General features: G+C 63.9%; 20 protein-coding genes. 7 read left to right on the top strand and 13 right to left on the bottom strand.

What is annotated here, in order from left to right; translation table 11 throughout:
• Nucleotides 1–74 precede the first annotated feature (74 nt).
• From ABGT73_RS12080 to ABGT73_RS12060, 5 genes are all read right to left on the bottom strand, one after another.
• The gene (locus tag ABGT73_RS12080) at nucleotides 75–803 is read right to left on the bottom strand and encodes an ABC transporter ATP-binding protein (protein ID WP_346669915.1); all 729 of its coding nucleotides are present in this window, start codon (nucleotides 801–803) and stop codon (nucleotides 75–77) included.
• Entirely contained in the window at nucleotides 800–2,215 is a 1,416-nt protein-coding gene (locus tag ABGT73_RS12075; RefSeq protein ID WP_346669914.1) for a hypothetical protein, read from the bottom strand. Before ABGT73_RS12075 ends, ABGT73_RS12080 begins: the two co-directional genes overlap by 4 nt.
• Nucleotides 2,212–3,624: a hypothetical protein gene (locus ABGT73_RS12070; RefSeq protein WP_346669913.1), complete on the bottom strand. Its 1,413-nt coding sequence runs from the start codon at nucleotides 3,622–3,624 to the stop codon at nucleotides 2,212–2,214. Before ABGT73_RS12070 ends, ABGT73_RS12075 begins: the two co-directional genes overlap by 4 nt.
• Nucleotides 3,625–3,638: 14 nt before the next feature.
• Nucleotides 3,639–4,421 carry a hypothetical protein gene (locus tag ABGT73_RS12065; protein ID WP_346669912.1) on the bottom strand — a complete coding sequence of 261 codons (783 nt, stop codon included), beginning with the start codon at nucleotides 4,419–4,421 and terminating at the stop codon, nucleotides 3,639–3,641.
• Nucleotides 4,422–4,488: 67 nt separating this feature from the next.
• Nucleotides 4,489–4,866, bottom strand: a complete 378-nt coding sequence (locus ABGT73_RS12060; protein WP_346669911.1) for a GntR family transcriptional regulator — start codon at nucleotides 4,864–4,866, stop codon at nucleotides 4,489–4,491.
• 244 nt (nucleotides 4,867–5,110) lie between these two features.
• On the opposite strand from ABGT73_RS12060, the gene ABGT73_RS12055 reads away from it, so the two are divergent.
• The 5 genes from ABGT73_RS12055 (at nucleotide 5,111) to ABGT73_RS12035 (ending at nucleotide 11,699) form a co-directional block, all read left to right on the top strand.
• Nucleotides 5,111–6,259 (top strand): ABC transporter ATP-binding protein, encoded by a 1,149-nt coding sequence (locus tag ABGT73_RS12055; protein ID WP_346669910.1) that lies wholly within the window; start codon nucleotides 5,111–5,113, stop codon nucleotides 6,257–6,259.
• Entirely contained in the window at nucleotides 6,243–7,106 is an 864-nt protein-coding gene (locus ABGT73_RS12050) for an ABC transporter permease (RefSeq protein WP_346669909.1), read from the top strand. The genes ABGT73_RS12055 and ABGT73_RS12050 overlap by 17 nt, the downstream gene beginning before the upstream one ends.
• Complete coding sequence (locus ABGT73_RS12045; RefSeq protein WP_346669908.1) at nucleotides 7,103–8,569, top strand: GldG family protein; 1,467 nt, start codon at nucleotides 7,103–7,105, stop codon at nucleotides 8,567–8,569. Before ABGT73_RS12050 ends, ABGT73_RS12045 begins: the two co-directional genes overlap by 4 nt.
• Entirely contained in the window at nucleotides 8,566–9,906 is a 1,341-nt protein-coding gene (locus ABGT73_RS12040; protein ID WP_346669907.1) for a DUF4340 domain-containing protein, read from the top strand. The genes ABGT73_RS12045 and ABGT73_RS12040 overlap by 4 nt, the downstream gene beginning before the upstream one ends.
• Nucleotides 9,907–10,340: 434 nt before the next feature.
• Complete coding sequence (locus ABGT73_RS12035) at nucleotides 10,341–11,699, top strand: radical SAM protein (protein ID WP_346669906.1); 1,359 nt, start codon at nucleotides 10,341–10,343, stop codon at nucleotides 11,697–11,699.
• A 5-nt stretch (nucleotides 11,700–11,704) separates the two neighbouring features.
• Here the strand turns inward: ABGT73_RS12035 and ABGT73_RS12030 are convergent, their stop codons facing one another.
• From ABGT73_RS12030 to ABGT73_RS11995, 8 genes are all read right to left on the bottom strand, one after another.
• On the bottom strand, nucleotides 11,705–12,250 hold the full coding sequence (locus ABGT73_RS12030) for a TetR/AcrR family transcriptional regulator C-terminal domain-containing protein (RefSeq protein WP_346669905.1): 546 nt from the start codon (nucleotides 12,248–12,250) through the stop codon (nucleotides 11,705–11,707).
• 113 nt (nucleotides 12,251–12,363) lie between these two features.
• Nucleotides 12,364–13,275, bottom strand: coding sequence for an ROK family protein (locus tag ABGT73_RS12025; protein WP_346669904.1), 912 nt, complete (start codon nucleotides 13,273–13,275; stop codon nucleotides 12,364–12,366).
• A gap of 10 nt (nucleotides 13,276–13,285) precedes the next feature.
• Complete coding sequence (locus ABGT73_RS12020; RefSeq protein WP_346669903.1) at nucleotides 13,286–13,987, bottom strand: N-acetylmannosamine-6-phosphate 2-epimerase; 702 nt, start codon at nucleotides 13,985–13,987, stop codon at nucleotides 13,286–13,288.
• A gap of 16 nt (nucleotides 13,988–14,003) precedes the next feature.
• On the bottom strand, nucleotides 14,004–14,453 hold the full coding sequence (locus ABGT73_RS12015; RefSeq protein WP_346669902.1) for a YhcH/YjgK/YiaL family protein: 450 nt from the start codon (nucleotides 14,451–14,453) through the stop codon (nucleotides 14,004–14,006).
• Between the two features lie 72 nt (nucleotides 14,454–14,525).
• Nucleotides 14,526–15,464, bottom strand: coding sequence for a dihydrodipicolinate synthase family protein (locus ABGT73_RS12010; protein ID WP_346669901.1), 939 nt, complete (start codon nucleotides 15,462–15,464; stop codon nucleotides 14,526–14,528).
• Between the two features lie 82 nt (nucleotides 15,465–15,546).
• A complete protein-coding gene (locus ABGT73_RS12005) occupies nucleotides 15,547–16,386 on the bottom strand; it encodes a carbohydrate ABC transporter permease (RefSeq protein WP_346669900.1) in 840 nt (279 codons plus the stop codon).
• Nucleotides 16,387–16,399: 13 nt separating this feature from the next.
• Complete coding sequence (locus tag ABGT73_RS12000; protein WP_346669899.1) at nucleotides 16,400–17,359, bottom strand: sugar ABC transporter permease; 960 nt, start codon at nucleotides 17,357–17,359, stop codon at nucleotides 16,400–16,402.
• Between the two features lie 202 nt (nucleotides 17,360–17,561).
• Nucleotides 17,562–18,926, bottom strand: a complete 1,365-nt coding sequence (locus ABGT73_RS11995) for an extracellular solute-binding protein (protein WP_346669898.1) — start codon at nucleotides 18,924–18,926, stop codon at nucleotides 17,562–17,564.
• Between the two features lie 535 nt (nucleotides 18,927–19,461).
• On the opposite strand from ABGT73_RS11995, the gene ABGT73_RS11990 reads away from it, so the two are divergent.
• Both ABGT73_RS11990 and ABGT73_RS11985 read left to right on the top strand, forming a co-directional pair.
• On the top strand, nucleotides 19,462–20,307 hold the full coding sequence (locus tag ABGT73_RS11990) for a MurR/RpiR family transcriptional regulator (protein WP_346669897.1): 846 nt from the start codon (nucleotides 19,462–19,464) through the stop codon (nucleotides 20,305–20,307).
• Between the two features lie 145 nt (nucleotides 20,308–20,452).
• Nucleotides 20,453–20,866, top strand: a complete 414-nt coding sequence (locus ABGT73_RS11985) for an EamA family transporter (protein WP_346669896.1) — start codon at nucleotides 20,453–20,455, stop codon at nucleotides 20,864–20,866.
• Nucleotides 20,867–20,881: the final 15 nt, after the last annotated feature.

Genomic DNA, 20,881 nt, shown 5'->3' with positions numbered 1-20,881 from the left:
ATCTGAATCCGCCATAAAACAACCCCGCCCCGCGCATTTCAGCGCGGGGCGGGGTTTTGCGTATTCAGGAAAGTTCAGGCGTCGTGCTGCCCGAATTGCAGATAGTGCTGGGGGTCCCAGCCGCAGGCCTTGGCCATGCGGGTCAGCAGGGTGTCCCCGGCCTCGTGGAGTTCCTCCACCAGCACGTCCTCGGCGATGCGCCCGGCGTGTACGATGATGGCCCGGTCGAGGAAATGCTCCACGTCCTCCAGGTAATGGGTGGTCAGCAGGATGGTCTCGCCGCCCCGCAGCGTGCCGCTCATCAGCTTGAGGAAATCCTTCCGGGTGAAGGGGTCCTTGCCCAAAAACGGCTCGTCCATCAGGTAGTAGTCGGCGTGCTTGGCAAAGCCGGCGGCCAGCTCCACCCGGGCCTTCTGCCCCGTGGAGAGATGCCCGATCACGTCCCGGCCCGAAAGGCTGAAAAAGTCGAGAAATTCTTTGTACCGCACCTCGTCGAAGGCGGGGTTCAGGTCGGCCAGCATGGCGCCGTACTCCGCCGCCGTCAGGGTGGGGTAGTAGCTGCCCTCGCCGGTGATGTAGCTGATCCGCTCATACTGGGCCGCTGCGGGCTTGCCGTCAAAAAGTGCCTCCCCTTTGGCGGGCAGAAGCCCTGCCATGGAGCGCAAAAGGGTGGTCTTGCCGGCGCCGTTTTCCCCCAGAATGCCCACGATCTGGCCCTCCGGCACCGTGAAATCCGCACCCAGCAGGCCCACCTCGGCCCCGTGTTTGCGGTAGGTTTTCCGCAGATTCTTTACTTCGATCATGGCAGCAGTCCTCCGTCCTTTTGCAGTGTGTCAAAGGTGATGTAGCGGTCGTCGTGCAGGTTGCGGGTGGTGTAAAAGCGCGCCCAGTCCCGCTCGGCGCCGGTCTGCAGTTTGCCGATGTAGGTCACATGGCCGCTGTCCAGCTCCACCACCCGCAGCTCGATGGAGTCCTCGGTGGGGGAGCGCAGCGTGGCGCTGCCGCCGATGTTATAGACATACTCGCTCTTGGCCAGCAGCATCTTGTCCCCGGCTTCGTTCAGCGCCACCGCGTCGGGCCGCAGGAAAATGTCGTCCTCCATCAGCTTTGCCAGCGTGAATTTTCCGTTCTCCGCCCGCAGCAGCACCAGCCAGCCGTCTTCCGCTGTGATGGTCAGGAAGGCTTCGCTGTCAGTGGTGCGGGGCAGCAGTCTCGTGGTGGCCGGAAGAATGTCCGACCAGTCCTCCGCCTCGCCCAGCTCCCGGTGATCGGTGCAGCTGCCCGCCGCGTTCACCAGGTCGGCGCAGAGCATGTTCTCCGCCGTGCGGTAGAGGAGCAGCGTGGACCCGTCCGCCATGGATGCCCCGGCCAGCGCCTCCTGGGCGTCCTCGGGGCAGTAGAAGGGCTCCAGCGTGCCGAATTCGGTGGAGGCGCAGAGCACCTCCCGGTCACGGACCAGCCCGTCCCGGGGCAGGGCAGCGACCTCGTCCAGCGTCAGCCCCTTCGCCCGGTAGAGCCCCGGCACCCGGCCCAGGGTGTCCTGCTCCCAGCAGACGCCGTACCCGGCGCCCAGCGCAAAGCAACTGCCCCCGGTGGGGTCGAAGGACCAGGCGGTCTCGGTTTCCATGCCGGCGCCGTTCCAGTGGAAGTCGTAGCCGCCGTCCAGCTCGCTCACCCACACCGTGTCGGGGCGCACAATGGCCGAGGCGGTGGCGTAGGTGTCGGCGTCGGTTTCCCCGGCAGCCAGCCGGATGACGGTATTGTCGGGCAGCTGCAAAGTGTACATCCGCAGCACCCGCTCCACCGGCACCGAGAGAATCTTGCTGCCGTCCGAGCCCGACCCCGTGAAGGTGGCCGCGGCGTTGAGGGTGTCCCGGTCCTGGGGCGGCGCCACATAGCTGCGGCTCACCAGGTACCAGGGACGCAGCCCCTGCTCCACGGCGCGGTAGGGGGCGTCCAGCTCCATGCTGGCCCGGATGGCGCCGTCCTGCAATGTGAAGTGGAGCAGGTCATACCCGCCGCGCCAGGCGATCTGCCCCGACAGGGTGAAGCCCGTAAGCTCCGAGGCGTCGGCGATCTGGTCCTGCAGCGTGGGGGTGATGGCCCGCCAGCCGCTCTGCAGCCAAAGGGATGCCCCGCCCACCGCCGCCAGCGCCGCGGCGGTGAGCACCGCCAGCCTCGCCAGGGGGTGAAAACGTTTCTGCCCGTTTTTCATGCGAGGAAACCTCCTTCCAGCGGGTCAAAGGTCAGGTAGCGGGTCTTCTGCTGGTAGCTGTACCCGTCGTAGTATTGGCCCCAGTCCCGTTCGGTGCCGGTGTGCAGCAGGCCCTGGTAGCGGGTGCCGCCCGCCAGCGGCCGGACTTCCAGCAGGATGCCGTCATCCGGCGGGTTGCCCACATCGGGGGCGGGCAGCGAAGTGTAGTGGTACCAGCCCAGCAGCAGGGCATTGCCCTCGGCGTTGAGCACCGCCGCCGCGGCGGTGTTGGCGGGGTCCTGATCCTCACAGTGAACGATGGTGAACTGGCCGTCCTCCGCCCGGAGCGCCGCCAGTTTGGAAGTGCGCTCTTCCGTCACAGCCGGGCCAAGGTCCTTGCTGTACAGGCTCACTACGGCATCCCGGTCGGTAGTGCGGACCTTCACCTCGGCGCCGTAGACATCCGACGCGGGCAGGCTGGTCACCTGCCGGTGGTCGGTGCGGTTGCCGTCCCCGTCCACCAGGTCGGCCCACACCGTGTTGTCGGCGTCCAGATAGAGCAGCAGCGAGTACCCGTCCGCCATGGCCGCGCCGGTCAGGGCGTGCACGGCGTCCTCGGGGCAGTAGAAGGGCTCCAGCGTGCCGAACTCGGTGGAGCCGCAGAGGATCTCCTCCCCGCCGCGGGTGCCGTCCCGGGGCAGGGCGGCAATTTCTTCGGTGGTCAGGCCGTACATCCGGTAGAGCCCCGGCGCCCGGCCCAGATAGTCCTGCTCCCAGCAGACCACCGGCACCCCGTCCAGCGCAAAGGGACGCATGTCCACCACGCTGTCCGGCCAGCTGGCCCGGGCGTCGTCGTCGGGGTCGTTCCAGTCAAAGTCGTAGCGGTAATCCAGCTCGTAGGGGTGGTCGGTGACCCAGCTCTCCACCATCACCGGGTCCTCCAACGTGTACTCCCCGGCGGAGATCCGAACATACCGCTCCTCCGCGCCGGGAAACTGCACCTTCAGGGTGTACATCCGGTCCAGCCGGGTGGCCACCGTCTGCAGCGTGCGGGGGCCCGCGCTGAACTGGGGCACCTCGCTGGCGCCGCGGTCGGCGCCGGCCCGCTCCGCCGTGGCGATGGCGTAGGTCTGGTCGGTGTTCACGATGGGCCGGTTGAGGAAGGGGGCCTCCCCGTCGCCGAAGACCATGGCGGTGTCCAGATAGCCGTCATGCAGCGAAAAATGCAGGCTGTCCGTCAGATGGTTCCAGTTGATCCGGCCGTTCAGGGTGAATCCCCGCAGGGCGGCGGGGTCCCCGGCCAGGTCCTCCAGCGTCACGTCCACGGCCCGCCAGCCCAGCCGCAGCCAGATCGTGCCGGCCGCCAGCAGGGCCAGGGCCAGCGCGCCCAGGGCGAGAAAGGTGCGGCGGAATCGGTTGGTTTTGGGCATACAGACCCCTCCTTTCAGGCCGGTTCGGCGCGGCGGATGGCCCGCAGCGCCCACCACAGGCTGAACACCACCAGCACCACCAGCACCGGGACGGTCCGGGAGAGATCCCGGCCCAGGCTTTCGTTGAAGCCGAACTGGATGTAATACTGTTCGCTCCGCAGCAGCGTCAGGCAGCATACGCCGCACACCGCCCCGATAACCACCGCCGCACCCCGGCGCCAGCCCCGGTGGAGCCGCACGCAGGTCAGCAGCAGGGCGGCGGCCAGCAGCGTCACCACCAGCAGGGCCAGCTGCAAGGGATTCCGGGGCAGCAGCCAGTAGATGGAATCGCTGAGCAGCACCTGCTCGTAAAGGCTCTGGGCGGGCATGGCGGCGCCCAGTTTTTCGAGAGACCGGGCGGAATCCATAGCCTGCACCGGGAAAAAGTAAATAATGTAGAGCACTACCTGCAGTGCCGCCACCCCCAGCTGCAGCACAGCGGCGGTGAGCACCTGGGCGGCCAGCCGGGCGGCGGGGGGCATGGGCAGCGTCAGCCAGGTGTAGCTGCACTTGGAGCGCTTCCAGTCGTTGACGGCGGGCCCGGCCAGCAGCCCCGCCAGCAGAAAGACCAGCAGGAACACCCAGAGCTGCATGCCTTCCTCATAGCAGGCGGCCAGCCCCATGCCCAGCATCTGGGGCCGGGAGGCCTGCCACAGCAGCACGGCCAGCTGTTCCGCCGCAAAGGCGGCACACAGGATGCCGTAGGCCCGGCGGGCCAGCCGCCAGTTCCACCCGGCCAGCGAAAGAATCTGTCTCATACCCAATACTCCTTTTCTCGTTGTCCGGCAAGCGTATTACTTGACTAATACACATGCCGCAAAAAAATCATTCGTCGCCCCACAGCTCGCTCACCAGGGCGATCACCTTCTTGTAGCTGAGCTGGTTTTCCTTGGCCTCGTCCACAAACCGCTGCACCAGCCCCCGGGTCAGCTCCTCCTCGATGGCCCCCCGCAGCGCCGGCGTCAGCCGCACCACGCTGCCGTTGTTGCCGTCGGTGTAGAGGTAGCCCTCCTCGGTCATCAGGCGGTAGGCCTTCTGTGCGGTGTTGGGGTTGATGCCGGTCTGGGCCGCCAGCTCCCGGCGGCTGGGCATGGGGTCGCCGTCCTGGACGGTGCCCAGCAGGATCTGCCGTTTGAGGTACTCCGCGATCTGCTGATAGACGGGCGCGCGGTCGTGGAACCGCAGCCCGCTGAAACTGACCATGGGATCACCTGCCTTTCCGTGTCGTTTGAGTGTATTATACCCATAGTACACAAGCCTGTCAACCCCGGTTGTCGCCCTCCGGCGGGCGGCAAAGGGCTGTCCGGGGGCGTTTTGGGGCCAAAAGGGCGGATTCCGGCGCAAAAACAGGGCAGTTTCCACAAAGTTGACACAATATTTTCAGCACTTTGTTACGATTGGAGCCTACAATAACGATAAAACCGTGTAAAGGGGGAGACATTTTTCTATGATAACGGTGGAACACCTGACCAAACGGTACGGCGACTTCACGGCGGTGGACGACATTTCCTTCACCATCGGGGAGGGCCATATCTACGGCTTTCTGGGTCCCAACGGTGCCGGCAAATCCACGACGATGAACATCATGACGGGGTGCCTGGCGGCCACGTCCGGTGAGGTGAAGATCGACGGGTACGACATCTTCGAGCAGGCGCGGCAGGCCAAGCAGTGCATCGGCTACCTGCCGGAGATCCCGCCGCTCTACACCGACGAGACGCCCCGGGAGTATCTGCGCTTTGTGGCGGAGGCCAAGGGCATTGCGGGCAAGGAGATCCCCGGCGAGGTAGACCGGGTCATCGGGGAGGCCGGCCTGACCCAGATGCAGGAGCGGCTGATCCGCAACCTGTCCAAGGGCTACCGGCAGCGTGTGGGCATTGCCCAGGCGCTGCTGGGCAATCCGCGGTACATCATCCTGGACGAGCCCACGGTGGGCCTGGATCCCTTGCAGATCATCGAGATCCGCGACCTGATTCGGCAGCTGGGGCAAAAGCATACCGTCATTCTGAGTTCCCACATCCTCAGCGAGGTGCAGGCCATCTGCGAGAGCGTGCTGATCATCGCCCACGGCAAGCTGGTGGCCTTTGACACGCCCCAGAACCTGGAGCGCCGCCTGGCCGAGAACAACCGCCTGACCATTACGGCGGAATGCGGCGAGGAGCAGCTCCGCTCCATCCTGGACGGCACCAAAGCGGTGGCCTCCTACACGGTGGACGCGGTGCCCCAGCCCGCGCTGCCCGCCGCGCCCGCCGCGGAACCCGAGACCCCGGCGGAACCCGAAGCGGCTCTCGCCGAAAACGCCGAGCCCTCCGCCGAAATCCCGCCGGAGGACGGCGAGACCACCCTGGCGGCTCCCGCGGAACTGCCCGGCGCCGCGCTGGCCGCAGAACCCGAGGCCCCGGCGGTCTGCCAGGCCACCCTGACGCTGGCCGGCGACCCGGCGGCTGCCTGCCGCGCGGTCTTCTTCGCCTTTGCGGGGGCGGGCTGCGCGCTGCTCCAGATGACCCCCATCAAGGCGGATCTTGAAAACATCTTCATTGAACTGACCGAGGACGAACCGTCCGGAAAGGAGGCGACAGCCCATGAAAGCAGTGTTTAAACATGAACTGAGCCTCTACTATCACGGGCTGCTGGCCTATGTGTTCGGGGCGTTTTTGCTGGAATTCATCGGCATCGGCGCCATGATGTACAACATCAACCGGGCCGTGGCCAACTTTGAGTATGCCCTGGGCACCTTCTGCATCGGCTTTGTGGCGCTGGTGCCCATCCTGACCATGCGGGTGCTGGCCGAGGAGAAAAAGCAGAAGACCGACCAGCTGCTGTCCCTTTTGCCCATCACCGGGGTGGACATCGTGCTGGGCAAGTACTTTGCCATGGCCGTCGTCTTTGTGGCGCCCATGATCGTGGCCTGCATCTATCCCTTCATCTTCTCGCTCTACGGCGATGTCTACCTGCCCACCTCCTACGGCGCGCTGTTCGCTTTCATCTGTCTGGGGCTCGCCCTCATCGCCATCGGCATGTTCATCTCCTCCCTCACCGAATCCCAGGGCATGGCCGCCGGCATCTGTGTGGTGGTCATGCTGTTCTGCTACTACAGCGCGAACCTTGCCGACTACATCTCCTCCACCGCCTTCAACGTGGCGGCGCTGCTGGTGCTGTCGGCGCTGCTGGCCCTCATCGTGCGCAAGCTCACCCGGTCCGATGCGGCGGGGCTCATCATTCTGGTGCTCTGCGTGGCGGCGGTGGGCATCACCTGGCTGGTCAGCCCCGATTCCCTGGAAACGCTGCTGCCCGACCTGATGAACAAACTGTCTCTGTTTGAGCGGTTCTACACCTTCGTCAACGGCGTCTTCGACGTGACCGCCATCGTCTACTACGCCAGCGTGGCGGTGTTCTTTCTGTTCCTCTGCGTACAATCCTGGGAGAAAAAGAGGTATAACGGATGAAAAACAGCTTACAAACCAAATGGCGGGCCGCCCTGGCCCGCAACCGGCAGGCGCTGACCACCCGCACGGCCCGGGTGGGCGGCTACAGCTTCGTGATGAGCCTGGTGGTGCTGGCTATCCTCATCGCGGTGAACGTGCTGGCCTCCAAGCTGCCCACCAGCTGGACCCAGTTTGATATCTCGGCCGCCCAGCTCTACTCCCTCACCTCCGACACCAAGGTGGTGGTCACCAACCTGCAGCAGGACGTGACCATCTACTGGATCTGCCAGGCCGGCAAGGAGGATACCGTCACCGAAAAGCTGCTGGACCGGTACGCCGAACTCTCCGACCACATCCATGTGGAGAAGAAGGACCCCGATGTCTATCCCACCTTCGCCCAGCAGTACACCGACGAGACGGTGGCCAACAACTCGCTGGTGGTGGAATCCGGCGACAAGAACCGCTACATCGGCTACGACCAGATCTACCAGGTGGAGGCCGGCGACTACTACAGCGGCGGTTCGGTGTCCCAGTCCTTTGACGGCGAGGGTCAGATCACCTCGGCCATCGACTATGTGATCAGCACCGACCTGCCCCAGGTCTACCTGCTCAGCGGCCACGGCGAATCTGCCCCCTCGGACACGTTGTCCGACGAGCTGACCCGCAGCAACTACGAGACGGTGTCGGACTTCTCGCTGCTCAACGTGGACGCCATCCCCGACGACTGTGACCTGCTGCTCATCAACGCCCCCACCAGTGATATCTCCGACGAGGAGCTCACCATGCTGCGGGACTACGTGCAGAACGGCGGCAAGCTGATGGTGCTCTCCGGCCCGCAGAAGGACGCCGACCTGCCCAACCTGCAGGCGCTGCTTTCCGACTACGGCGTCACCGCCACCGACGGCGTGGTGGTGGACCCCAACCGGGACTACTACGCCTTCGCGGCGCCCTACGTGCTGATGCCGGAAATTGAATCCTCCGACATCACCGATCCCCTCACCGAGGGCGACTACCATGTGATCGTGCCCATCGCCCAGGGCCTGACGGTGGGCGAAGCCTCCAGCGGCGCCACCGTGACGCCGCTGCTCAAGACCTCGTCGGATGCCTTCTCCAAGGCGGCGGGCTACGCCATGACCACCTACGACAAGGAGGACGGCGACACCGACGGTCCCTTCACGCTGGCAGTCTCCGTCGAGGACGCCTCGGGCGGCCGGATCTTCTGGGCGGCCAGTGACTATCTGCTGGACGATCTGTACAACTCCTACTCCTCCGGCGCCAACCTGGACTTCGTCATGAACGGCATGTCCTGGATGATCGGCCAGACGGACGGCGTCTCCATCCGCAGCAAGTCGCTGGACTACAACTATCTGACCATCAGTTCTTCGTCGGCGGCCTGGCTCAAGGTCTGCATGATCGGCATCATTCCCGTCTGCTTCCTGCTGCTGGGCGTGGATGAAGTAGTGCGCAGGAGGAAAAAGGTATGAATCGACAGAAAAAACTGGTCGTCCTGATCGGCGTGCTGGTGGTGCTCTGCGCCGTCATCACCATCGTGTCGGGGGTGCAGAAGCACATCGACACCATCTCCACGGTGGATGAGGAGATCTACGCCACCGCCGAGAGCGCCCTCACCGACGTTTCCTGGACCAAGGACGGCAGCACGCTCCACTTCGTGAAGGAAAACGACACCTGGCAGGATGCCTCGGACGCCGACTTCCCCATCGACCAGGACAAGATGAGCGACTTCCTGGACCATTTCGAGAGCGTCCACGCCAGCTTCATCATTGAGAATGTGGAGGACTACGGCCAGTACGGCCTGGACAATCCCTCCTGCACCATCACCTTCACCAGTGCGGACGGCACCACCACCCTGCAGATGGGCGACTACTCCACCATGGACGAAAAGCGCTACCTGACCCTGGGGGACGGCACAGTCTACCTGGTGGACGATGACCCCGAGCAGTATATCGCCTCCGACCGGGACGACCTGATGCGCCAGGACACCATCCCCGATTACGACACGCTGGATTCCATCGTGGCCACCGGGGAGAGCGCCTTCACGGTGGAGCACCACCCCGATGAGGAGCTGACCTACACCGACGCCTGCGAGTATTATCTGAACGATAACGGCAGCTACAAGGCCCTTTCCACCAGCAAGGTGGAGGACTTCATGACGACGCTGAAGGACCTGGACCGCACCGACTACAAGACCTACACGGCGGACGATTCGGTGCTGGCGGACTACGGCCTCGACGCGCCGGCGGTGACCTTCACGGTGAGCTACACCACCGAGGATAAGGAGCAGGGCAGCTTCTCCCTGGCCTTCGGCAAGAAGGGGGACAACTGCTATATGCGGATGGACGATTCGCCCATCATCTACGCGGTGGACAGCGACACCTACACCAATGACATCGCCGACACCGGCTACGACACGCTGCGCCCCGACGAGGTGCTGTCCCTCAACTGGGACGGTGTGGAGAGCATCGACTTCACCATCGACGGCACCACCTACACGGTGGAGAAGAAGGGCGACACCTACAAGATCGGCGACGACGTGGTGGAGTTTGACGATGTGCAGAGCGCGGTGGACGGGCTGAAGGTCAACGAGTTCAACACCGAAACGCCCGCCAAGAAGGAGGAAGCCTCCTTCACGGTGCATCTGGACAACGACAGCTTCCCCCAGCTGACGGTGACCATGTACCAGTACGACGGCGACAACTGCCTGGTCCAGCTGGACGGCACCACGCTGGGCTATGTATCCCGGTCGCTGGTGGTGGACCTGACCGAGGCGGTGAACGCCATCACGCTGGGACTGGACAGCTGAAGCTTGCGTGCTCAAAGAGGGGAACAGTCCCGCACGGCGGTGCCTGACGGGCCTGTTCCCCCCCTTTGGATTCCCCCTCGACAAAATTTTACCCAAAACCGCGCACTCGTCGCGAACTCCTCGCACACAATTTTGGGTAAAATTTCCCTGGCGGTGTCCGTTCCTGCGGCGCATCTCCGCAGGAACGGACCGGTTTACAATTCTCCCATAGGTTGCCTGAACGGCAAGAGAGCTCCGTGCCCGAAAGGGCACGGAGCTCTCTTTGTATCAGAAAAACTTGACAAAACCCCGGAATTGTCAGGACACCGGGGCCAAAATAACAGTGTTTTCGACGGGTTTCGCAGTGGTATGCTATACATGATATGCGGCCGCGTGCATAACAGGGCACCCCGGCCGCGTACAAAAGGACTAGCAATATTTGGAGGTGCACCCTTATGGCACAGAATCCGTCGCTCAAGAACGCCGCCATGGCGGCCGGGCTGGAGCAGGTCCTGCACTATCTGGAAAAGGACCCTGAAACCAACATTCCCAAGATCATGAAACTCATCGATACCGTCACGCCCAAGGACTGGTATGTCAAGCAGCGGGCGGGATTCCGCCAGGCCATCGAGGAGAAGAACAACTGGTACCAGCTCATCATGAAGGTGTACGAGCTGGACCCGGGGGTGCGGCAGGCCTTTTTCCGCAACTTCATCCTCAACGCCAGCCTGCTGGGCAGCGCCCGGCAGGACGAGGTGAGCCGCAGGGAAAACTGCAACGTGCCCTGGGCCATCCTGCTGGACCCCACCTCGGCGTGCAACATGCACTGCACGGGCTGCTGGGCGGCGGAGTACGGCAACCGGCTCAACCTGACCTTTGAGGAGCTGGATTCCATCGTCACCCAGGGCAAGGAACTGGGCACCTACATGTACATCTTCACGGGCGGCGAGCCGCTGGTGCGCAAGAAGGATGTCATCGCCCTCTGCGAGAAGCACAGCGACTGCGAGTTCCTCAGCTTCACCAACGGCACCCTCATCGACGAGGATTTCTGCCGGGAGATGCTGCGGGTGAAGAACTTTGTGCCCGCCTTCAGCCTGGAGGGCTTCGAGGAGGCCAACGACTCCCGCCGCGGCCAGGGCGCCTATGAGAAGGTCCAGAAGGCCATGAAACTGCTGAAAGCCCACAAGCTGCCCTTCGGCATCTCGGCCTGCTACACCAGCGCCAACTACGCCGATATCAGCAGCGAAGCCTTCTTTGATTCCCTTGTCGAGGCGGGCGCGCTGTTTGTCTGGTTCTTCCACTACATGCCGGTGGGCAGCGGGGCCGCGCCCCAGCTGCTGCCCACCCCGGAACAGCGCACCGAGGTCTACAACCGCATCCGCGCCTTCCGCAAGACCAAGCCCATCTTCTCGATGGACTTCCAGAACGACGCCGAGTATGTGGGCGGCTGCATCGCGGGCGGCCGGCGCTACCTGCACATCAACGCCCGGGGCGATGTGGAGCCCTGTGTCTTCATCCACTATTCCAACGTGAACATCCGCAACTGCACGCTGCTGGAAGCGCTGAAATCGCCGATTTTCATGGCCTACCACGACGGCCAGCCCTTCAACGGCAACATGCTGCGCCCCTGCCCCATGCTGGAAAACCCCGAAAAACTGCGGGCCATGGTCCACGCCACCGGCGCTGTCTCCACCGACTACGAATCCCCCGAGGCGGTGGACACCCTCTGCGACCGCACCACCCCCTATGCCGAAGCCTGGAAGCCCCAGGCCGACAAACTGTGGAGCGAGAGCCACCCCGGAAAAGCAGAATAACCCCCTCAGGAACGGAGGATGTGCCCCCAGGGATTCTGGAAGAGCAGCCAGTACAGCTGGTTGACCAGGGCTTCCTTCTCGGCGTCGGTGCGGGGCGGACGGTCCATCAGCAGCCCCAGGATGCCGCAGGCGTAAAAGGTGAGGAAGGCCTCCTCGTCGGCGGGGGACATGGCCAGGTTAGGATGCATGCGGTGGAGCATATCCTGCAGGTAGGTGGTGAACACCTGCACCAGCCGCCGCTCCAGCTGTTCCCGCCATCTGCTGGCCAGAAGGTGCTGCAGCGTCTGGCGGTGCTCCGCCGTGTAGTCCACAAAGAGCCGCAGCGCCTTGCAGGGATCGTCGGTGTGCAGGCTTTCCTCCATCAGGTGCTGGGCGCCCTGGCGGGTCCACCAGTCCACCACGTCCAGCACATCCTCAAAATGGTAGTAAAAGGTCTGGCGGCTGATGCCGCACAGTGTCACCAGCTCCTTGACGGTGATCTTTTCAAGACTCTTTTTCTCCAGCAGCCGGAGCAATGTCTCGGTGATCTCCCGCTTCACATCTGCGCCCATGGCTCCTTCCCTCCCTTTCTGTATTCGGCTATTGTAGCACAAAGTTCCTGTTGCGTCAAAACAAAAACGCCCTGCTGTTCTGCACAGCAGAGCGTTTTTTGTATGCGGAAGTTTCAGGAATGGAGCAGGTACCACACGGCCCCCACCAGCCCGGCGTCATTCTGCAGCGCCGCGGCGGTGACGGTGAGCCCCTCGGCAAAGGCGGGCATGACGGCGGCCTTCACCTTGTGTTCCAGCGGCTGGATCAGCAGTTCCTGCTGGGCGCTGACGCCGCCCCCCACCAGGATGCGCTGGGGGTTGAAGATATGCACCATCCCCGCCAGACCCTGGGCGATCTCGTCGATCCAACGGTCCAGCAGGGCCAGCACGTCGGCGCGGCCCTCCCGGGCAGCTGTAAAGATTGCCCGCCCGTCGGTGAGCGCCGGGTCCATGGCTTTGGCAGCCCGGACCAGCGCCGTGGTGGAGGCGTACCGCTCCCAGCAGCCTTTGGCGCCGCAGGTGCAGTCCACCCCGTCGATGGCATGGGTGCGGTAGTGGCCCATCTCGCCGCCCAGACCCCGGGCGCCCTCCAGCAGCCGCCCGCCGGTGAGGATGCCCCCGCCGATGCCGGTGCCGATGGTGATGCCGATGACATCGGTGCAGCCTTTGGCCGCACCCACCCAGGCTTCGCCCAGACACATGCAGTTGGCGTCGTTGGCCACCGTGACGGGCAGATGGAAGTCCTCCTCCAGACGGGCCTTGATGGGGGCGCCCACCCAGCCGGGCAGGCTGCCGCAGGTGCCCGCCACGATGCCCTGGCGGCTGTCGATCTGGCCGGTGGCGGACACGCCGATGCCGGAAAGACTGTCCCGCCGCCCGGCGGTGAAGTCGGCGGCGGCTGCCCGCACGGTGTCCAGGATGGGAGTGCGGTAGTTATCAAAGCTGACGCTGCGCTCCGCCCGGTCCAGCACGGCGCCGGTCCCGTCCACGAGGCCCAGCTTCACCGCCGTGCCGCCGATGTCGATGCCCAGATAGAGTTTGCTCATGGCTGCTCCTTTATTTCAGGTCCTGGATGGCCGCGGTGAACCGGGCCGTGATCTCGGCGGGACGGGTGATGGCACCGCCCACCACCAGGGCGTAGGCACCGGCCTCCAGCGCCTTGCGGGCCTGCTCGGGGTAGTGGATGTGCCCCTCGGCAATGACCTTGGCCGGGCACTCTTTGGCCAGCTTGGCCACGAAGTCGAAGTCGATGTCGTTGATGCCGGTGGTCTCGGGGGTGTAGCCCCGCATGGTGGTGCCCACAAAGTCGGCCCCCGCCTCGGCGCAGGCCATGGCCTCCTCAAAGGTGGCAATGTCCGCCATCAGTAGCTGGTCGGGGTACTTGGCCTTGACCTCCCGGATGAACTCCGGCGCGGTCTTGCCGTCAGGGCGCAGGGCGCTGGTGCCCTGCACGGCCAGGATGTCCACGCCGCAGGCAACCAGGGCGTCCACCTCGGCCATCGTCACGGTGATGTACATGGGGGTGCCGGGATAATCCTTTTTGATGATGCCGATCACCGGCAGGTCCACCACCGCCTTGATCTGGGTGATGTCCCGCACGGTGTTGGCGCGGATGCCCACCGCCCCGCTCATGGCGGCGGCCTTGGCCATCAGCGGCATGACGCCGCCCTCGGGGGTATACAGGGGCTCGTTCTCCAGCGCCTGGCAGGAGACGATGAGCCCGTGATGGATCTGGTTGAAAATCTGTTCCTTGTTCATCGAAAACACGCTCCTTTTACAGCATCTCGATCTTCACCACGGCCTTGCGGACGTGGTCGCACCCGGGGGTGCGGCAGCTGGGTTTGTGGGGTTCGCCGGGGAAAAAGAGGGCAAACCGTCCCTCGCCCAGCTCACCGCCCGCCTGCTCGGGCCCGGTCACGAACCCGGCGTCGGCGGCCTCGTCGTAGGGCTTGTCCTCGGTGCCGGAGACCGCCCAGCCCCAGTGCTCCGACCCGGTGAGGTCGATCTGCAGATCGGCGTAGCGGCGGTGGTACTCGAAGGCGGCGCCCTCGGCGTCCCGCAGGTCGGCGTCCATCACGTTGATGAACACCTTTTCCCCGGCCACCTCGGTGCGGCCGTTGGGAAGATCCCCTACAGTATAATGCTGCAGCCAGTCAATGGCAAGGTCCAGATTCGGGTGCAGGCCGCGGTAGCGGGAAAGATTTTCCAGCGTATCGGTGATCATAGTCGGTCCTTTCCGGGGAAGGTCCCCAAACAGGGACAGGCTCCCCTGCCACCAGGGAAGCCTGCCGCCGGATTATAACGTCTGGATCTCGGCCAGGGCGCTCTCGATCATCGCCTGGGCCGCCGCCACGACGGGCTCATCGGAGGCCGCCAGGTTGGGCAGCGGCGGCCGCACGCCGCCCAGCTCCAGGCCGTACATGCGGCGCAGAATCTCCTTCTGCACGGCGTACAGGTTGCCGTGGGCCTCGCACATCTTGTAGATGATGCGGTCGGCCAGGTACTGCACGTGGCGGGCCTTGGTGATCTCGCCCTTGCCCAGCAGCTCGTTCATCTTGAGGAACAGCTCCGGCATGACGGCGTAGGTGCCGCCGATGCCGCCGTCGGCGCCCATGACCCGGCCCGAGACAAACTGCTCGTCGGGGCCGTTGAACACCGCGAAGCCGTCCTCGCCCCGGGCGGCGATGCCCGCATCCTTGAACATCTGGATGTCCTGCACCGGCATGGAGGAGTTCTTCACCGCGATGACGTTGGGGTTCTTGAGCATCTCCTCCAGCAGCGGCATGGTCAGGGCGGTGCCGGCCAGCTGGGGAATGTTGTAGATGACGAATTCGGTGTGGGGGGCCGCGGCGCTCATGGCGTTCCAGTAGTCGGCGATGGCGTAGTTGGGCAGGTGGAAGTAGATGGGCGGGATGGCCGCGATGGCATCCACGCCGCAGCTCTCCGCATGGGCGGCCAGCTCGGCGCTGTCGGCGGTGTTGTTGCAGGCGATGTGGGCAATGACGGTGATCTTGCCCTTGGCCTCGCTCATGACGGCTTCCAGCACGGCCTTGCGCTCCGCCACGCTCTGGTAGATGCACTCGCCGGAGGAACCGCCCACATAGACGCCCTTGACGCCCTTGGCGATCAGGTGGCGGGTCAGGGCCCTGACGCCCTCGGTGGAGATGGCTCCGTCCTTGTCATAGCAGGCATAGAACGCCGGAATGACGCCGCGGTATTTGTTGATATCTTTCATAGTTGCAGTTTGCTCCTTCCGAAATGACCTGCAAAAGGGGGCGGCCCGGGGCGGGCCGCCCGCGGAAAAACAGTGGGGAAAATCAGCCCTTGACGGCGCCCATGGCGATGCCCTGGGTGAAATATTTCTGGAACGCCAGGAAGACCGCGATGATGGGGATGGCGGCCAGGGCGGCGCCCGCCATGATGAGGCCGTAGTCGTTGGACATTTCCGCCTGGATCTTGGCAATGCCCAGCGAGATGGTCAGGCTCTTGGTGGAGTTCAGCATGATCAGCTGCAGGAAGTAGTCGTTCCAGCTGTTGATGAAGGTGAAGATGGCCAGCGCGCCGATGCCGGGGGTGACCATGGGCAGCACCACGCTGACGAAGGTGCGGATCTCGCCGGCACCGTCGATGCGGGCAGCCTCGATCATCTCACCGGGGATGGTCTCGCTGAACTGCTTCATCAGGAAGATGCCGAAGGGCCAGCCTACCGTGGGCAGGATGACCGCCCACAGGGTGTCATGCAGGCCCAGGAAGCTCATCTCCTTGAGCAGGGGGATCAGGATGACCTGCTTGGGCAGGGCCATGGCGCAGATCATGATGCTGAAGATCAGTGCCCGGCCGGGGAACCGCTTCTTGGCCAGCACGTAGCCCGCCATGGCGGCGGTGATGCAGGTCAGCGCCATGGCTGCCACGGCCATGAGCACAGTGTTGCCCAGCCAGAGCAGGGCGGGATTGTCAAACAGGCGCTGGTAGTTGTCCAGCGTGGGGGCGGTGGGGAACCAGACCGGCGGGTTGGCGTTCACCGCCACCCGGTCCTTGAAGGAACCGGTGACGATCCAGTACAGCGGGAAGATGAAGAAGACCGCCAGCAGGAAGAGCACGATGTCCACGATCACCTTGCCGGGCGTGAGCTTTTTGCTTTGTACCGTTGTTTCCATAGGGCGCACCTCCTCAATCGCCGGAGCCGGAACCGGCTACCTTGAACTGGATGGCCGACAGCACCGCGATGATGATGGCCAGGATAACGCCCATGGCGTCGCCGTAGCCGTAATCGTTGAGCTTGAAGGCCTGATAGTAGATGTAGTACATGATGGTATCGGTGGCGTGGTTGGGACCGCCGCTGGTCAACAGCTGGATCAGCGCGTAGCACTGGAAGGTGTTGATGGTGGTGATGACCAGGATGTACAGCGTGGTGGGCATGATCTGGGGCCACTTGATGTGCCAGAATACCTGGAAGTTGTTGGCGCCGTCCACCTCGGCGGCGTCAATGAGGGAGGGATCCACGTTGCCCAGGGCCGCGATGTACAGCACGATGGGCTGGCCGATGGAGGTGGTGAAGAGGATCAGGATGATGCAGCCCAGGGCGAAGCGGGCATCGCCCAGCCAGCTGATGTTCTGGTCGATGACGCCGGTGGCGCCCAGCACGTAGTTGACAAGGCCGGTGTACTTGTTGAACATCCACTTCCAGACCACGGCCACGGCCACGGTGCCGGTGACCACGGGCAGGTAGAAGATGCAGCGGAAGAAGCTGCGCTTGAAGGAAGAGAACTTGTAGACCACCGAGCTGACCCACAGCGAGAAGGCGGTGACGGAGGGGACCGCCACGATGACCAGGATGAAGGTGTTCACCAGGGCCTTGAGGAAGACGGGATCCTGGAACATCTTGATGTACTGGTCAAAGGCCACGAAGGTCAGCGGCTTGCCCATGCGGTAGTCGAAGAAGCTGGTGACCAGGCACATGACCATGGGCACCACCACAAAGAGCACAAAGAAGAACAGGGCGGGCAGCAGGAAGAGGTAGGCGGCCAGCGTCTGCTGGCGCACCAGGGCGGAGTTGCGGAAGGTGCCCTTGTTGTAGACGAGCACCTCGCCGCCGGCGGCAGCGGGCTTTGCCTTGGGTGTAGAGGCCATAGGAGAGGCCCTCCTTTCCGTTACGAGGGGGCAGCGCCGCGGGCCGCGGGGTCCGGAACACTGCGGAAAAAAGATTCTGGCACAAGGAGGCCCCCGCTCCGTCGTGGGGAACGGGGGCACACACTCCTTTCTGAAACGGGGGCGTTCAGCCGGTCAGCGGACGGCGGCGTGCCGTGCCGGGGACAGTGGTTTTGGCTGAAACTCAGGCGGCCGCAGCGGCCAGGGCGTCGTTGCTGGTGGTGGTGTAGGTGGCCACCGCATCGTCCACGCTGGTGCCGGTGAAGATCTGCTGGAGCATATTCCACCAGGCGGTGCGCTGCTCGGCCCAGCCGGCGGTCACGGGGTAGTAGTCGCCCAGGTACTGCATGAAGCTGGAGAACTGGGCCATGCGCTCCTCATCCTCGGTGCCGGTGTAGACATCGCCGAAGGAGGCGCGAACCGGGAAGAAGCCGGTCAGACGGACGCTCTCGGGACCCTGCTCGGGATCGTCGCAGAGGAACTTGATGAATTCCTTGGCAGCGGCGGCCTTGGCGTCGTCGCCGTTGTCGAAGATGCCGAAGCCCCAGATGCCGCCGCACAGCTCAGGCACGCCGTCGTCGGAGGGGAAGGCAACCGCCATGGGAGTGAAGGTGACGGAGGAGGCGTACTGGGCCTGGTTGGAGGCGTTCCAGCACAGCGTCATGGCCACGGTTCCGTTGGCGAAGAGCTGCAGCTCGTCGGAGGCCTGGGCGGCGGCGTCATGGCTGATCAGGCCCTCGTTGGACCAGTCCAGCAGCTGCTGCAGGGCCTTCTTGTTGGCGTCGCTGTCGGTGGTGTAGGCGGTGTGGTCGGCGTTGGTGAACTGGCCGCTGTAGAGGTTGTTCACCAGGGCGCGGGTGCCCTGGTCGCCGCCCTGGCCGCCGCAGTAGACGATCATGGTGGTGTCCACGCCGCTGTCCTTCAGGGCCTTCAGGGCCTTCTCGAAGTTCTCGGTGGTCCAGGTGCCGTCCTCGTTGATGTACTGCAGCGCGTCGGCCGCCTCAAACATCTCCTTGTTGATGGCCATGGTGTGGGTGGTCATGCACAGGGGATACTCATAGTACTTGCCGTCGGCGCCCTTGCAGGCGTTCACAACACTCTGGCTCACGGCAGAGATGTCGGCCACGGCGTCATCGGTCCACAGGTCGCTGATATCCAGCATCTTGCCCTTGGCGCCCCAGTTGGAGACCAGGCGCTCGGGACCTTCCATGACGATGTCGGGGGTGGTGCCCGCCTCGATGGCGGCGGTGACCTGGTCGTCACCGTTGGTGTAGTCCAGATATTCCACCGTCACGTTGATGCCGGGGTGGCTCTCCTGGAACTTGGCGATCATGCTGTCCACCGCTTCGGCGTCGCCGAACTTGCCGATGGGGTAGGTCCACATGGTGATGTCCGCAGAGGCGGTATCACCGGAAGTCTCCCCGGTGGCTGCCGTAGAGGTGGACGAGGCCTGGGACTCCGTCGCGGTGGAGCTGGTGGCGCCGCCGCAGCCTGCCAGCAGGCCGGCGGTCATGCCGGCGGCCAGAAGCAAAGACAACTGCTTTTTCATGTTTTTCTCCTTCTCGTATGGGTGATGATAGATGGGGGCGGAGGGCTCCGCCCGCCTGACAGTTCCTGTTTTAGAAAATTTTTTTCCATTTGTCCAGATACTTTTTCACCAATGCTTCCACAATTTTCTGTGAATGATGCACAATAAATTTTCAACTTGTTCGTTTTTGTTGCTAATTTGTAGGAAATTCCATGAAAAGAATCCTTCAAAACCGGGAAAATCGGCCCGCCCGGAGGACAGAAAAATGAAAAGGATTTGCATTTTCAGGCGCGGCCGGCCCTCTGCGCTGCCGCCGCACCCTCCGGCGGGGCGGCGGGACCGCCCGGGGAAACCGCTGCCGGAAAAGGACGGAAAAAACGACAATCGGCAATTTTTTGAAAATTCTGTACATAGTGTACAAAAAGTCAAGCCGATTTGTGGCAGGTTGCGATACTTGCCAAACGAACTTTTTTTGAGTATACTGTTGGTAGAAAAAAAGTTTCATTTGAAATAAGCCGCCACACACAGGACGCACAATAAAAGGAGAATGCCAAGGATGAATTCCTGCAATTTCTGGGAACTGCTTCGCTCCCGCTACAACGAGCTCACGCGGTCGGGGCGGCGGGTGGCCGACTACCTGACCCAGCACGCCGAGGAGGCCCAGTACCTGTCCATCTCGTCGCTGGCGAGGGAGTGCGGTGTGGCCGAAGCCACCATCTTCCGGTTCTGCCGGTCGCTGGGCTTTGACGGCTACAACGAGATGAAGATCTCCCTGGCCCAGGCCAACGCCATCCCCACGGCGGGCAACAACAAGCTGGAGCCCGGCACCGACACGGCCACCCTGTGCACCCACGCCAGCGCCGTGGCGCTGGAGGCCATCAACGGCACCCGCACGGTGCTGGATCCCGACGCCATCGACCGGGCAGCCACCCTGCTGCAGCGGGCGCGGCAGGTCTTCTGCTTCGGCCAGGGCGGCAGCCAGATCCTGGCCAACGATATCTGGGCCCGGTTTGCCACCATCTCCACCAAGTTCCACACCGCCGGCGACAGCCATATGCAGACCATCGCCGCCAGCCTGATGGTGCCGGAGGACGTGGTGCTGTTCGTCTCCTACTCGGGGGCCACCCGGGACATGATGGAGACGCTGCGCATCGTGAAGGAGAACAGCGCCAAGGTCATTCTGCTGACCCACTACGCCGACGCCCCCGGCACCGCCCTGGCGGACGTGGTGCTGCTGTGCGGCGCCAAGGAAAGCCCGCTGGACGGCGGCAGCGTGGCGGCCAAGATCGCCGTGCTTTTTGTGGCGGAGGTGCTGGTGCTGCGCTTCACGCTGGACAACCAGGAACTGACCACCATCGCCCGGGAACGCACCAGCCGGGCGCTGGCCCCCAAACTGCTGTAAAACCAACCGGCGGACGCCCCAGGGCGTCCGCCGGGTTTTGTCTTTTCCCGGGCAAAGCGGCTGGCACCCCGCCGCCCGGCGTGGTATAATAGGGTCGGCAGCCCCCGCGGGGGCTGTACTTTTGCAATGAGGGAAGCGTTTTCCCATGTGGTTTGTCTTTGCGCTGGGGTCCTCGGTCTTTGCGGCGCTCACCTCCATCCTGGCCAAGATCGGCATCGACGGCGTCAACTCCAACCTGGCCACGGCGGTGCGCACCACCGTGGTGCTGATTATGGCCTGGGGCATGGTCTTTCTCACCCACACCCAGGGCGGTCTTCTGCAGATCGGCCGCCGCAGCGGCCTGTTCCTGATCCTGTCGGGGCTGGCCACCGGTGTGTCCTGGCTGTGCTACTACAAGGCTCTGCAGCTGGGCCCCGCCAGCAAGGTGGTGCCCATCGACAAGCTCAGCGTCGTCATCACGCTGGTGCTGGCGGCGCTGCTCCTCCACGAGGGTGTTACCGTCAAGTCGGCGCTGGGCTGTGTGCTCATCGGCGCCGGCACGCTGCTCATGGTGATGTGAAACACAGGGCGGTCT

Source organism: uncultured Subdoligranulum sp., assembly GCF_963931595.1.
Taxonomy (GTDB): domain Bacteria; phylum Bacillota; class Clostridia; order Oscillospirales; family Ruminococcaceae; genus Gemmiger.
The sequence above is the reverse complement of the archived record's forward strand: the minus strand, read 5'-3'. Positions and strand labels throughout refer to the sequence as shown.